Origin of the sequence: Staphylococcus parequorum, assembly GCF_039237145.1 — a bacterium.
Taxonomy (GTDB): Bacteria; Bacillota; Bacilli; order Staphylococcales; family Staphylococcaceae; genus Staphylococcus; species Staphylococcus equorum_A.
The window spans coordinates 1126432-1139547 of sequence record NZ_CP150682.1; the positions used below are offsets into that span (position 1 = coordinate 1126432).

23 protein-coding genes are annotated in these 13116 nt (G+C 35.0%); all 23 read left to right on the forward strand.

The window, feature by feature from the left end; genetic code table 11:
• Positions 1-16 precede the first annotated feature (16 nt).
• The 23 genes from rplN to rplM all read left to right on the forward strand — a co-directional run bounded on the left by rplN (position 17) and on the right by rplM (position 13115).
• A complete protein-coding gene (gene rplN / locus AAA453_RS05225) occupies positions 17-385 on the forward strand; it encodes a 50S ribosomal protein L14 (RefSeq protein WP_002506972.1) in 369 nt (122 codons plus the stop codon).
• A gap of 41 nt (positions 386-426) precedes the next feature.
• Positions 427-744 (forward strand): 50S ribosomal protein L24, encoded by a 318-nt coding sequence (rplX, locus tag AAA453_RS05230; RefSeq protein ID WP_002506973.1) that lies wholly within the window; start codon positions 427-429, stop codon positions 742-744.
• Positions 745-769: 25 nt separating this feature from the next.
• Positions 770-1309, forward strand: coding sequence for a 50S ribosomal protein L5 (gene rplE, locus AAA453_RS05235; protein ID WP_046465816.1), 540 nt, complete (start codon positions 770-772; stop codon positions 1307-1309).
• Positions 1310-1330: 21 nt separating this feature from the next.
• A complete protein-coding gene (locus tag AAA453_RS05240) occupies positions 1331-1516 on the forward strand; it encodes a type Z 30S ribosomal protein S14 (RefSeq protein WP_002482625.1) in 186 nt (61 codons plus the stop codon).
• 30 nt (positions 1517-1546) lie between these two features.
• The gene (gene rpsH, locus AAA453_RS05245; protein WP_002506975.1) at positions 1547-1945 is read left to right on the forward strand and encodes a 30S ribosomal protein S8; all 399 of its coding nucleotides are present in this window, start codon (positions 1547-1549) and stop codon (positions 1943-1945) included.
• Between the two features lie 27 nt (positions 1946-1972).
• Entirely contained in the window at positions 1973-2509 is a 537-nt protein-coding gene (rplF, locus tag AAA453_RS05250; RefSeq protein WP_046465815.1) for a 50S ribosomal protein L6, read from the forward strand.
• Positions 2510-2540: 31 nt separating this feature from the next.
• Positions 2541-2903 carry a 50S ribosomal protein L18 gene (gene rplR, locus AAA453_RS05255; RefSeq protein ID WP_002506977.1) on the forward strand — a complete coding sequence of 121 codons (363 nt, stop codon included), beginning with the start codon at positions 2541-2543 and terminating at the stop codon, positions 2901-2903.
• Positions 2904-2923: 20 nt separating this feature from the next.
• Complete coding sequence (gene rpsE / locus AAA453_RS05260; protein ID WP_002506978.1) at positions 2924-3421, forward strand: 30S ribosomal protein S5; 498 nt, start codon at positions 2924-2926, stop codon at positions 3419-3421.
• A 16-nt stretch (positions 3422-3437) separates the two neighbouring features.
• Positions 3438-3617 carry a 50S ribosomal protein L30 gene (rpmD, locus tag AAA453_RS05265; protein ID WP_021338399.1) on the forward strand — a complete coding sequence of 60 codons (180 nt, stop codon included), beginning with the start codon at positions 3438-3440 and terminating at the stop codon, positions 3615-3617.
• A gap of 16 nt (positions 3618-3633) precedes the next feature.
• Positions 3634-4074, forward strand: a complete 441-nt coding sequence (gene rplO / locus AAA453_RS05270) for a 50S ribosomal protein L15 (protein ID WP_046465814.1) — start codon at positions 3634-3636, stop codon at positions 4072-4074.
• Positions 4074-5366, forward strand: coding sequence for a preprotein translocase subunit SecY (gene secY, locus AAA453_RS05275; RefSeq protein WP_046465813.1), 1293 nt, complete (start codon positions 4074-4076; stop codon positions 5364-5366). Before rplO ends, secY begins: the two co-directional genes overlap by 1 nt.
• Before the next feature lie 17 nt (positions 5367-5383).
• Positions 5384-6034 carry an adenylate kinase gene (locus AAA453_RS05280; protein ID WP_002506982.1) on the forward strand — a complete coding sequence of 217 codons (651 nt, stop codon included), beginning with the start codon at positions 5384-5386 and terminating at the stop codon, positions 6032-6034.
• 172 nt (positions 6035-6206) lie between these two features.
• Positions 6207-6425 carry a translation initiation factor IF-1 gene (infA, locus tag AAA453_RS05285; protein WP_001118443.1) on the forward strand — a complete coding sequence of 73 codons (219 nt, stop codon included), beginning with the start codon at positions 6207-6209 and terminating at the stop codon, positions 6423-6425.
• Between the two features lie 31 nt (positions 6426-6456).
• On the forward strand, positions 6457-6570 hold the full coding sequence (gene rpmJ, locus AAA453_RS05290) for a 50S ribosomal protein L36 (RefSeq protein ID WP_002482634.1): 114 nt from the start codon (positions 6457-6459) through the stop codon (positions 6568-6570).
• A 21-nt stretch (positions 6571-6591) separates the two neighbouring features.
• A complete protein-coding gene (rpsM, locus tag AAA453_RS05295; protein WP_002506983.1) occupies positions 6592-6957 on the forward strand; it encodes a 30S ribosomal protein S13 in 366 nt (121 codons plus the stop codon).
• Positions 6958-6980: 23 nt separating this feature from the next.
• Positions 6981-7370, forward strand: a complete 390-nt coding sequence (rpsK, locus tag AAA453_RS05300; protein ID WP_002506984.1) for a 30S ribosomal protein S11 — start codon at positions 6981-6983, stop codon at positions 7368-7370.
• 77 nt (positions 7371-7447) lie between these two features.
• The gene (locus AAA453_RS05305) at positions 7448-8392 is read left to right on the forward strand and encodes a DNA-directed RNA polymerase subunit alpha (protein WP_002506985.1); all 945 of its coding nucleotides are present in this window, start codon (positions 7448-7450) and stop codon (positions 8390-8392) included.
• Between the two features lie 18 nt (positions 8393-8410).
• A complete protein-coding gene (gene rplQ / locus AAA453_RS05310; RefSeq protein ID WP_002506986.1) occupies positions 8411-8779 on the forward strand; it encodes a 50S ribosomal protein L17 in 369 nt (122 codons plus the stop codon).
• 415 nt (positions 8780-9194) lie between these two features.
• Positions 9195-10004 carry an energy-coupling factor transporter ATPase gene (locus AAA453_RS05315; RefSeq protein ID WP_427706744.1) on the forward strand — a complete coding sequence of 270 codons (810 nt, stop codon included), beginning with the start codon at positions 9195-9197 and terminating at the stop codon, positions 10002-10004.
• Positions 10001-10864 carry an energy-coupling factor transporter ATPase gene (locus AAA453_RS05320; protein WP_427706746.1) on the forward strand — a complete coding sequence of 288 codons (864 nt, stop codon included), beginning with the start codon at positions 10001-10003 and terminating at the stop codon, positions 10862-10864. The genes AAA453_RS05315 and AAA453_RS05320 overlap by 4 nt, the downstream gene beginning before the upstream one ends.
• Positions 10854-11660, forward strand: a complete 807-nt coding sequence (locus AAA453_RS05325; RefSeq protein WP_069817644.1) for an energy-coupling factor transporter transmembrane component T family protein — start codon at positions 10854-10856, stop codon at positions 11658-11660. The genes AAA453_RS05320 and AAA453_RS05325 overlap by 11 nt, the downstream gene beginning before the upstream one ends.
• Positions 11661-11666: 6 nt before the next feature.
• Positions 11667-12470 carry a tRNA pseudouridine(38-40) synthase TruA gene (truA, locus tag AAA453_RS05330; protein WP_046466036.1) on the forward strand — a complete coding sequence of 268 codons (804 nt, stop codon included), beginning with the start codon at positions 11667-11669 and terminating at the stop codon, positions 12468-12470.
• A gap of 207 nt (positions 12471-12677) precedes the next feature.
• Positions 12678-13115, forward strand: a complete 438-nt coding sequence (rplM, locus tag AAA453_RS05335) for a 50S ribosomal protein L13 (protein ID WP_002506991.1) — start codon at positions 12678-12680, stop codon at positions 13113-13115.
• Position 13116: the final 1 nt, after the last annotated feature.

A 13116-nucleotide genomic window follows, 5' to 3' on the forward strand; every position in this document is an offset into this window, starting at 1 on the left:
AAAGGAGGTTTAACTCATGATCCAACAAGAAACACGATTAAAAGTAGCAGATAACTCTGGTGCACGTGAAGTTCTTACAATTAAAGTATTAGGTGGATCTGGTCGTAAAACAGCGAATATTGGTGACGTTATCGTAGTAAGTGTTAAAAATGCTACACCAGGTGGCGTTGTCAAAAAAGGTGAAGTAGTTAAAGCTGTTATCGTACGTACTAAATCAGGCGTACGTCGTAACGATGGTTCATACATCAAATTTGATGAAAATGCATGTGTCATTATTCGCGACGATAAAGGCCCACGCGGTACTCGTATCTTTGGACCTGTTGCACGTGAATTACGTGAAGGCAACTTCATGAAAATTGTATCATTAGCTCCAGAAGTACTTTAATAATACATTTATAAATATATAAATTTAAGGAGGTGCCACACATGCATATCAAAAAAGGTGACAACGTAAAAGTTATCGCAGGTAAAGACAAAGGTAAAGAAGGTAAAGTTGTTGCAACTGAACCTAAAAAAGACCGTGTCGTTGTGGAAGGTGTCAATACAATCAAAAAGCACCAAAAACCAACTCAATTTAATCCTGAAGGTGGAATCTTAGAAACAGAGGCAGCAATCCATGTTTCTAACGTACAATTATTAGATCCTAAAACGAATGAACCAACACGCGTAGGTTATAAATTCGAAGATGGCAAAAAAGTTCGTATCGCTAAAAAATCAGGCGAAGAAATCAAAACTAATAATTAATAACTAATTGAAAGGAGGATCCACTGTGAACCGTTTAAAAGAAAAATTCAACTCTGAAGTTACTCAAAACTTAGTGAAACATTTCAACTATAGTTCAGTAATGGAAGTGCCGCAAATTGATAAAATCGTAGTAAATATGGGTGTCGGTGACGCTGTACAAAATACTAAAGTATTAGATGATGCTGTAGAGGAATTACAAGCTATCACTGGTCAAAAACCATTAATCACAAAAGCTAAAAAATCTGTTGCAACATTCCGTTTACGTGAAGGTATGCCAATTGGTGCTAAAACAACTTTACGTGGTGAAAGAATGTATGACTTTTTAGATAAATTAATTTCTGTATCACTACCTCGTGTACGTGACTTCCGTGGTGTATCTAAATCTGCATTTGATGGCAGAGGTAACTACACTTTAGGTGTTAAAGAACAATTAATTTTCCCTGAAATCGACTATGACCGAGTAAGTAAAATACGAGGAATGGATATCGTTATCGTAACAACTGCTAACACTGACGAGGAAGCTCGTGAATTGTTAACACAATTCGGTATGCCATTTCAAAAATAATCTCTAAAGGAGGCTAATTAAGTGGCTAAAACTTCAATGGTTGCTAAGCAACAAAAAAAACAAAAGTTCCAAGTACGTGAATATACTCGTTGTGAACGCTGTGGTCGTCCACATTCCGTATATCGTAAATTCAAATTATGCCGTATTTGTTTCCGTGAATTAGCTTATAAAGGCCAAATCCCTGGCGTTCGTAAAGCTAGCTGGTAATATAAAAAGTCTGAAAGGAGGCAACAATCAATGACAATCAACGATCCAATTGCAGATATGCTAACTCGTGTAAGAAACGCCAACATGGTGCGTCACGATAAATTAGAATTACCTGCTTCAAACATTAAAAAAGAAATTGCTGAAATTTTAAAAAGTGAAGGTTTCATTAAAAACGTAGAATTTGTTGAAGACGATAAACAAGGGGTTATCCGTTTATTCCTTAAATATGGTCAAAACAATGAACGTGTTATCACTGGATTAAAACGTATTTCTAAACCAGGTTTACGTGTTTATGCTAAAGCTAACGAAGTACCTAAAGTACTTAACGGTCTTGGCATTGCATTAGTTTCTACTTCAGAAGGTGTTATCACTGATAAAGAAGCAAGAAAACGTAATATCGGCGGAGAAATCCTAGGTTACGTTTGGTAATAATAAATAACAAGGAGGTGCGATAACATGAGTCGTGTTGGTAAAAAAATTATTGACATCCCTAGTGACGTAACAGTAACTATTGAAGGCAATACAGTAACTGTTAAAGGTCCTAAAGGTGAATTGTTTAAAACTATGGATGAAAGAATGACATATAAACAAGATGAAAGTACTTTAGAAGTTGTGAGACCATCTGATTCTAAAGATGATAAAACAGTACATGGTACAACTCGTACTTTAATTAATAATATGATCATCGGTGTTAAAGAAGGATACCAAAAAACATTAGAACTAGTAGGTGTAGGTTACCGTGCTCAAATGCAAGGTGAAAACTTAATCCTTAATGTTGGCTATTCACACCCAGTTGAAATTAAAGCTGATAATGGTGTTAGTTTCGCTGTTGAAAAAAATACTAAAGTTACAGTAACTGGTATTTCTAAAGAAGCAGTTGGCGCTATCGCTTCAAACATTCGTGCAACAAGACCACCAGAACCGTATAAAGGTAAAGGAATTCGCTATCAAGGAGAATTCGTTCGCCGTAAAGAAGGTAAAACTGGTAAATAATAAATAACTTTCAAAAGAAAGGAGTAATAAAATGATCAGCAAAATTGATAAAAACCAAGTGCGTTTGAAAAGACATGCTCGTGTCCGTAATAAATTGTCAGGCACAGCTGAAAAACCACGTTTAAACATCTATCGTTCAAACAAACATATTTACGCACAAGTTATCGATGATGTTAATGGCAAAACATTAGCACAAGCATCAACACAAGAAAAAGACTTAGCAAATGAAACAGGTTCAAAAGTTGAACTTTCAGCTAAAGTCGGCGAAACTGTAGCTAAAAGAGCTAGCGATAAAGGTATTAAAACAATTGTTTTTGACCGTGGAGGATATTTATACCATGGCCGTGTTAAAGCCTTAGCAGATGCAGCTCGTGAAAATGGATTAGAATTTTAATTTGAAGGAGGGACATTTACATGGCTCGTAGAGAAGAAGTGAAAGAATTTGAAGAACGCGTTGTTACAATTAACCGTGTTGCTAAAGTTGTAAAAGGTGGTCGTCGTTTCCGTTTCACTGCTTTAGTAGTGGTTGGAGATAAAAACGGTCGCGTTGGATTCGGTACTGGTAAAGCACAAGAAGTGCCAGAAGCAATCAAAAAAGCAGTAGAAGCAGCTAAGAAAGATTTAGTAGTTGTTCCACGTGTTGAAGGTACAACACCTCACATTATTAATGGTCGTTTCAGTTCAGGTAATGTTTTAATGAAACCAGCAGCACCAGGTACTGGTGTTATTGCAGGTGGCCCTGTTCGTGCGGTATTAGAATTAGCTGGTATCACTGATATCTTAAGTAAATCTTTAGGATCAAATACACCAATCAACATGGTTCGTGCAACAATTAATGGATTAAAAAACCTTAAAAATGCTGAAGAAGTTGCGAAATTACGCGGCAAATCAGTAGAAGAATTATACAATTAAGGAGGGAAAATAAGTTATGGCTAAAGTACAAATTACCCTCACTCGTAGTGTTATAGGTCGTCCAGAAACACAACGTAAAACTGTTGAAGCTCTAGGTTTGAAAAAAACGAACTCTTCAGTAGTTGTTGAAGATAACCCTGCTATTCGTGGGCAAATCAACAAAATAAGTCACTTAGTGACAGTAGAAGAAAAATAATTAAGGAGGTGCCGAAATGAAATTACATGAGCTAAAACCGTCAGAAGGTTCTCGTAAAGTACGTAACCGTGTTGGACGTGGTGCAGCTACTGGTAACGGTAAAACTAGTGGTCGTGGACAAAAAGGTCAAAAATCACGTTCAGGTGGTAGTGTAAGACCAGGTTTCGAAGGTGGTCAATTACCATTATTCCGTCGTTTACCAAAACGAGGTTTTACTAACATTAACCGTAAGGAATATGCTATTGTTAACTTAGACCAACTTAATAAATTTGAGGATGGTACTGAAGTAACTCCTGCTTTATTAGTAGAATCTGGTGTAGTTAAGAACGAAAAATCTGGTATTAAAGTACTAGGTAAAGGTTCACTAGACAAAAAGTTAACTGTGAAAGCTAACAAATTCTCTGCGTCTGCAGTAGATGCTATTGATGCAAAAGGCGGAGCACACGAGGTGATCTAATGTTTCAAACGCTTGTGAGCTTCTTTAAAACTAAAGAAGTTCGTAACAAGATCTTTTTTACTCTCGCAATGTTAGTTATTTTTAAGATAGGTACTTATATTCCAGCACCTGGTGTAAATCCAGCTGCTTTTGACAGTAGACAAGGATCTCAAGGTGTCACTGATTTGTTAAATACATTTGGTGGCGGAGCCTTGCAGAATTTCTCAATCTTTGCCATGGGTATAATGCCTTACATTACTGCATCAATTGTGATGCAGCTATTACAAATGGATATTGTTCCGAAGTTTTCTGAGTGGGCAAAACAAGGTGATGCAGGTAGAAAAAAACTTACTAACATCACACGTTATTTTGCTATTGTACTTGCCTTTATCCAATCAATTGGTATGGCGTTCCAATTTAATAATTATCTAAAGGGTCAATTGATTATTGATCAATCAATCCTTAGTTATTTATTAATCGCTGTTGTATTAACAGCTGGTACAGCATTCTTGATTTGGATGGGTGATCAAATCACTCAATTCGGTGTCGGTAATGGTATTTCAATTATCATCTTTGGTGGTATTTTGTCATCACTACCTTCATCATTAATTCAGTTCTATCAACAGTCATTCGTAGGTCAAGATGATACTACAATGGCATGGTTAAAAGTTCTAGGATTAGTTATTGGAATGGTATTATTAACAGTCGGTGCAATATTTGTATTACAAGCTATTCGTAAAATTCCAATTCAATATGCGAAAAAGCAATCAACACAACGATTAGGTTCACAAGCAACATATTTACCTTTGAAAGTTAACGCTGCTGGGGTTATCCCGGTTATCTTTGCAATGGCATTCTTCTTGTTACCTAGAACATTAACATTGTTCTTCCCTGACGCTAGTTGGGCGCAGAAGATTTCAGACGTGGCAAATCCATCGAGTAATATCGGTATGATTGTTTATGTGGTGCTTATTATTGCATTCACATACTTCTATGCATTTGTTCAAGTCAATCCTGGAAAGATGTCAGATAATCTCAAGAAACAAGGAAGTTATGTTCCAGGTATTAGACCTGGTGAACAAACAAAAAAATATATTACTGGAGTTCTCTATCGTTTAACATTTGTAGGGTCAATATTCTTAGCTGTAATTGCGATTCTGCCAATCATTGCTACTAAAGTAATGAGCTTACCTCAATCTATTCAGCTTGGTGGTACTAGCTTACTTATCGTAATTGGTGTAGCAATTGAAACAATGAAGAGTCTTGAAGCTCAAGTGACTCAGAAAGATTATAGAGGCTTTGGTGGTAGATAAATTGTAGGAGGGCACTTATGAATATCATTTTAATGGGTTTACCTGGTGCAGGTAAAGGAACTCAAGCGAGTGAAATTGTAAAGAAATTCCCAATTCCACACATATCTACTGGCGACATGTTCAGAAAAGCGATTAAAGATGGAACAGATTTAGGCAAAGAAGCTAAATCATTCATGGATCGTGGAGAATTAGTCCCTGATGAAGTAACTGTGGGCATCGTTAAAGATAGAATTTCTGAAGACGATGCAAAAAAAGGATTCTTACTTGATGGCTTTCCTCGTACTATTGAACAAGCTGAAGCATTAAATGAAATTATGCAAGAATTAGATAGAAAAATTGATGCTGTTATCAATATAGAGGTAGCTGAAGAAGAATTAATGAACCGCCTAACTGGTCGTAGAATTTGCGAAAAATGCGGAACAACTTATCATCTTGTATTCAATCCTCCTAAAGTTGAAGGTATTTGTGATCTTGATGGTGGTAAATTATACCAACGTGAAGATGACAACCCAGAAACAGTTGCAAATCGTTTAAATGTCAATGTTAAACAGTCTAAACCTATCTTAGAATTCTATGATAATAAAAAAGTATTAAAAAACATTGATGGTTCAAGAGATATTAAAGTCGTTACTGAAGACGTTATCGATATCTTAGAAAACTTAAAATAATATCAACTTGTACGGTCTATGGAATGTCGAAAGTATAATTGAATAAGAGTGACAATGCGATATAGTAATTCATTTTAATTTTGTTAAACTTATTAACAACACTTATAGACTCGTATGGTTAGAGTTGATTGTTGACGATAACCAACTATTGCAAAAAGGGGGAAGTTAATAAATGGCTAAACAAGATGTTATTGAATTAGAAGGTACTGTGTTAGATACTTTACCAAATGCAATGTTTAAAGTAGAATTAGAAAATGGTCATGAGATTTTAGCTCACGTAAGTGGTAAAATCAGAATGAATTATATTCGTATTCTGCCTGGCGACAAAGTAACTGTAGAAATGTCTCCGTACGATTTAACACGCGGAAGAATTACGTATCGTTATAAATAATCGTCACTCCATAATATAGGGAGGTATTAAAATGAAAGTAAGACCATCAGTAAAACCAATTTGCGAAAAATGTAAAGTCATTAAACGTAAAGGTAAAGTAATGGTAATTTGTAGCAACCCAAAACATAAACAAAGACAAGGCTAATAAAGAGAGGTGTAAATAATTATGGCACGTATTGCAGGAGTAGATATTCCACGTGAAAAACGTATTGTTATTTCATTAACTTATGTATATGGTATCGGTACTACTACAGCGAATAAAATTGCTGAAGAAGCTAACGTTTCACCAGATACACGCGTTAACGAATTAACTGATGATGAATTAGGTCGTATCCGTGAAGTAGTAGATAGCTATAAAGTAGAAGGTGACTTACGTCGTGAGCAAAACTTAAACATTAAACGTTTAATGGAAATCTCATCATACCGTGGTATCCGTCACCGTCGTGGCTTACCAGTACGCGGACAAAAGACTAAGAACAATGCTCGTACTCGTAAAGGCCCAGTTAAAACTGTAGCTAACAAGAAAAAATAATAGGTAAAGGAGGCAAAATTTAAATGGCACGTAAACAAGTATCTCGTAAACGTAGAGTGAAAAAGAATATTGAAAATGGTGTGGCTCACATCCGTTCAACATTCAATAATACAATCGTAACAATTACTGATGAATTTGGTAATGCGTTATCATGGTCATCAGCAGGTGCACTTGGATTCAAAGGATCAAAAAAATCAACTCCATTCGCAGCTCAAATGGCATCAGAAACTGCTGCTAAATCAGCTATGGAACATGGTTTGAAATCTGTTGAAGTCACTGTAAAAGGCCCAGGTCCTGGTCGTGAATCAGCTATCCGTGCGTTACAATCAGCTGGATTAGATGTAACTGCAATCCGTGACGTTACTCCAGTTCCACATAATGGTTGTCGTCCACCAAAACGTCGTCGCGTATAATTTTATTGTTATTGTCGCAGGTCACTGAGAAATTACAGTACAAATCAAGTCGACGTAATCAAGGAGGATATTTGTAAATGATTGAAATCGAAAAACCTAGAATTGAAACAATTGAAATTAGTGATGATGCTAAATTCGGTAAGTTCGTTGTTGAACCACTAGAACGTGGCTACGGTACTACACTAGGAAACTCCTTACGTCGTATCCTACTATCTTCATTACCAGGTGCAGCCGTTAAATACATTGAAATTGAAGGCGTATTACATGAATTCTCAGCTATAGATAATGTTGTTGAAGATGTTTCTGCAATTATTATGAACATCAAAAAACTAGCATTAAAAATCTATTCTGAAGAAGAAAAAACTTTGGAAATCGATGTTAAAGATGAAGGCGAAGTAACTGCAAGTGACATTACTCATGATAGTGATGTAGAGATACTGAATCCTGAGATTAAAATTGCAACTGTTTCTAAAGGTGGACATTTAAAAATCCGTCTCGTTGCGAATAAAGGTAGAGGCTACGCATTAGCAGAACAAAATAACACTAGTGATTTACCAATTGGTGTAATTCCAGTTGATTCATTATATTCACCTGTAGAACGTGTTAACTATACTGTAGAAAACACGCGCGTAGGTCAAAGTAGTGATTTTGATAAATTAACGTTAGATGTTTGGACTAATGGTTCTATAACGCCACAAGAGTCTGTTTCATTAGCTGCAAAAATCTTAACTGAACATTTGAATATCTTTGTTGGATTAACTGATGAAGCACAAAATGCTGAAATCATGATTGAAAAAGAAGAAGATCAAAAAGAAAAAGTTCTTGAAATGTCAATTGAAGAATTAGATTTATCTGTACGTTCTTACAACTGTTTAAAACGCGCAGGTATCAACTCTGTACAAGAGTTAGCTGATAAATCAGAAGCTGACATGATGAAAGTCCGTAATTTAGGTCGTAAATCTTTAGAAGAAGTTAAATATAAACTTGAAGATTTAGGTTTAGGCTTAAGAAAAGAAGATTAATATAAAGGAGGTTAACTCATGGGTTACAGAAAATTAGGTCGTACTTCTGATCAACGTAAAGCTATGTTACGCGATTTAGCTACTTCACTTATCGTTAGTGAACGTGTTGAAACTACAGAAGCACGTGCAAAAGAACTACGTAGTGTTGTTGAAAAATTAATCACTTTAGGTAAAAAAGGAGATTTAGCTTCTCGTCGTCAAGCTGCTAAAACTTTACGTAATGTTGAAATCTTAAATGATGATGAATCAATTCAAACTGCACTACAAAAATTATTCGGTGAAGTTGCTGAACGTTATACAGAACGTCAAGGCGGTTACACTCGTATTCTTAAAGTAGGCCCTCGTCGCGGTGACGGAGCTGAATCAGTAATTATCGAATTAGTTTAATTTAAATATACGTACTACTATGTATAAAGCAAATGAGTGCAACGATAATGTTTGCCACATACAAATATTGTCTAGCTCAGAGTACCCCATCAAACTTAATAAACTTTAAAGCGTGAACTCAAAAATATGATGGGGTGCGCGCTTTTTTTATTTATAAGGCCCCCTCAATTCTGTATGAATTGAGGGGGCCTTATGCAATTGAAAATCAATTGTGAACCTCTGATATTAACACATTAGCAAAGGTTGAACACTTACACTAATGCGCAAATGTCAAAAGAGCTATATTATAAAAGTTTTAAAGTACTTCTTTATAGCAGTGTTTCTTTAGACTTTACTAGTGCTTCTTTAGAAAGTTTCATGTAAAATAGGATAAGTATACAACAAAGATGAATATAAATTTTGGGAGGCAATTGATATGGAAACGCGAGATAATATTATTACATTTAATCATGTTTCATTTAAATATAATAGTGATGAACGATTTGCGTTAAATGATGTATCTTTTGAGATTCCAAAAGGACAATGGACATCAATTGTAGGACATAATGGCTCAGGTAAATCTACTATCGCCAAACTTATGATAGGCATAGAATCACCATTTGATGGTGATATTTATTTGCGTAATAGATTAGTTCACGAAGATAATTTGAATTACCTAAGACAGCACATTGGCATTGTGTTCCAAAATCCTGAAAATCAATTTGTAGGGTCTACAGTGGAGTATGACGTTGCATTTGGTTTAGAAAATAATGGCGTAACATATGAAAGCATGCAGACTATTGTGCCTGAAGCATTAGCTGACGTAGAAATGTTAGAACGAGCTACATACGAACCCCAGTCTCTCTCAGGAGGCCAAAAGCAACGTGTTGCAATTGCAGGGGTTCTCGCTTTGGATACAGATATCATTATATTAGACGAAGCTACATCTATGTTAGACCCTGCTGGTAGAAATGAGTTACTTTCATTGATTCATCGTTTAAAAGACGATAAAGATGTTACGATTATTTCTATTACACATGATTTGTCAGAAGCAGTAGAGGCCGACCATGTAGTGGTGTTAAATGAAGGTACTGTATATCAATCGGGCTTACCACAAGAAATTTTTAGTGATGGTAATGAACTCACAAAGATTGGTTTAGACCTTCCATTTTCAATGCGGATGAATCAGCAGTTATTAGGCGTTACTGATTACATAACTTATGAAGGGTTGGTAAGAAAATTATGACGGTTCATTTTAACCAAGTTAGTTATGTATATCAAAATGGCACACCGTTTGAGTATCTCGCGTTGGAAGACATTGTCACATCATTTGAACAAGGAAAATACTATGCTGTGATAGGACAAACTGGTTCTGGTAAATCAACATTGATTCAGCATTTCAATGGCCTTTTAAAGCCAACTAATGGTGCGTTAGAAGTAGATGATATAACAATCACCCATAAGACTAAAGATAAGTTTTTAAAGCAAGTACGTAAACGAGTAGGAGTTGTATTTCAATTCCCAGAGTCACAGCTATTCGAAGATTCGGTTGAAAGGGAGATTCTTTTTGGTCCTCAAAACTTTAATATGCCTCTTAACGAAGTAAAAGAACGTGCGTTTCGTTTACTATTAGAATTTGGTTTTAATAGGGATGTATTGCAGCAGTCTCCTTTTCAAATGTCAGGTGGTCAAATGAGAAAGATTGCAATTACATCAATATTGGCAATGGATCCAGATATTGTTATTTTAGATGAACCTACTGCAGGCCTTGATCCAAAGAGTAGAAAACAAATCATGGAATTAATAAAAAAACTTCAAGTAGAACAACAAAAAACAATCATCCTTGTAACGCATGAAATGAATGATGTAGCCAAATATGTAGATGAAGTTAAAATTATGAGCAATGGCAAACTTATTGATTCATGTACACCACGTAAACTATTTAGTGATACGAATTACGTGAATCAAATGCATTTAGATGTACCAAACATTGTGAAACTGCAAAGAGATATTGAAGATAAACATCAATATTATTTTAATAAAATCGCATTAACTGAAGCAGAATTTATTGAAATGTATAAGGAGTGGCAACAAAATGAGAGATAAATTTATCATAGGTCGCTATCTTCCGTTAGATACAATAATCCATCGTTTGGACCCTCGTTCAAAATTGATATTTGTCTTCTTATTTATTGTATTAATCTTTTTTGCACATTCGTTTGCTACTTATTTTTGGTTGTTTCTATTAATATTAAGTTTTATGAAGTTAGCCCATATTAAATTATGGTTTTTAGTAAAAGGATTGACACCAATTTGGATATTTCTCATCTTTACCTTTCTAATGCATTTGTTTCTAACCAAAGGTGGTACAAGAATATTTGAGCTTTCATTTATCTCCATCGATACAAATGGTATTTTAGAGGGTATTTATATTGTCTTGAGACTTATGTTCATCATTATGATTTCAACGATATTAACGCTAACGACAAGTCCTATTGACTTAACAGACGCATTTGAAAGGCTATTATCACCATTGAAACTTGTTAAAATACCTGTACATCTGTTGAGCATGATGATGTCGATAGCATTGCGATTTATACCAACACTGATGAATGAGTTAGATAAAATTATTTTAGCTCAAAAATCTCGTGGCTCAGAAATAAGCGCTGGAGGATTGGTTAATCGAGTAAAAGCATTTATACCATTATTAATACCATTGTTTATTTCTGCGTTTCAAAGAGCAGAAGATTTAGCTATCGCCATGGAAGTAAGAGGCTACGATACTAAAAAACAACGTACGAGTTATCGTAAGTTGCAATGGCGATGGACAGATGTATTAGTACTCACATTACTAATACCAATAGCAGTGATATTGTTTGTTTTAAAATATATAGGAGTGTAATGCATGATGCGTGTTTTAGTAAATATTTCATACCAAGGAAGTCAGTTTCTTGGTTTTCAAATACAACAAAATGGTAGAACGGTACAACAACAGTTTGAGAAAATACTTAAAAGAATGCATAAACGTCATGTGCGAATTCACCCAAGTAGCAGAACAGATAAAGGTGTGCATGCACTAGAGCAATATTTTCATTTTGATACGGAATTAAACATCGCTGCACCGCAATGGAAGTACGTAATGAATCGCGCTTTGCCTGATGATGTATATGTGAATGATGTAACCTTCGTGGACGATGATTTTCATTGTAGATATGATTGTGTCGGTAAGTCTTATCGTTATAAAATTTATCAATCTGAGCATAAGGATCCTTTTCAATGTGGTTTAAAAACATATATTACTGATTCATTAGATATTGAAAAAATGAATAGGGCAGCCCAATTATTTGTGGGAACGCATGATTTTACGGGTTTTTGTTCACAAAAAACAGAAGTAGAGAGTAAAGTTCGCACATTGTATGAAAGTCGAATTAAAATTACAGAAAATGGTCTAGATTATATTGTCACAGGCTCAGGATTCCTATATAATATGGTACGTGTGCTTATGGCGTTTCTATTAGAAGTTGGCAAAGGAAAGCGTAATCCTGAAGAGGTACCTGAACTATTAATGATGAAAGATCGTAATCAGGTGCCGTATACTGCACCATCAGAAGGATTATATTTAGAGCGGATTTATTTGACACCTTCAGCGTTAATCAATGACTTTGGTAGTAATATAAAAATACATCAAAAAAAATCATCACAAAATGATTAAATAAGATTGACAAAACGGCTTAAAAATTATACGATTACTAACGGTATTGTTTTATATCACCCACGATAAGCCCCGGAATCTTATTGTGTAACAAGATATAGAAGCACGTAGAACAAGAACAAAAAATTAACAAAATAAATGACATCTAAACTTAAAAGTAATAACTATTAAACAAGAAACATTTATTTATTCTAGGAGGACAATTATATGCGTCAAACATTTATGGCTAATGAATCAAACATTGAGCGCAAATGGTATGTTATTGATGCTGAAGATAAAACACTTGGTCGTTTATCTTCAGAGGTAGCAACTATTTTACGCGGTAAAAATAAAGCAACTTATACACCACACGTTGATACAGGTGATTATGTAATTATCATCAACGCTTCAAAAATACATTTTACAGGTAACAAAGAACAAGATAAAATGTATTATCGTCACTCAAACCACCCAGGCGGAATTAAATCAATTTCTGCTGGTGAGTTAAAAGCTAAGAACCCAGAACGTTTACTTGAAAATTCAATTAAAGGTATGCTACCAAGCACGCGTTTAGGTGAAAAACAAGGTAAAAAATTATTTGTATATGGTGGCGCTGAACATCCACACGCTGCACAACAACCAGAAAACTACGAGTTACGTGGTTAAT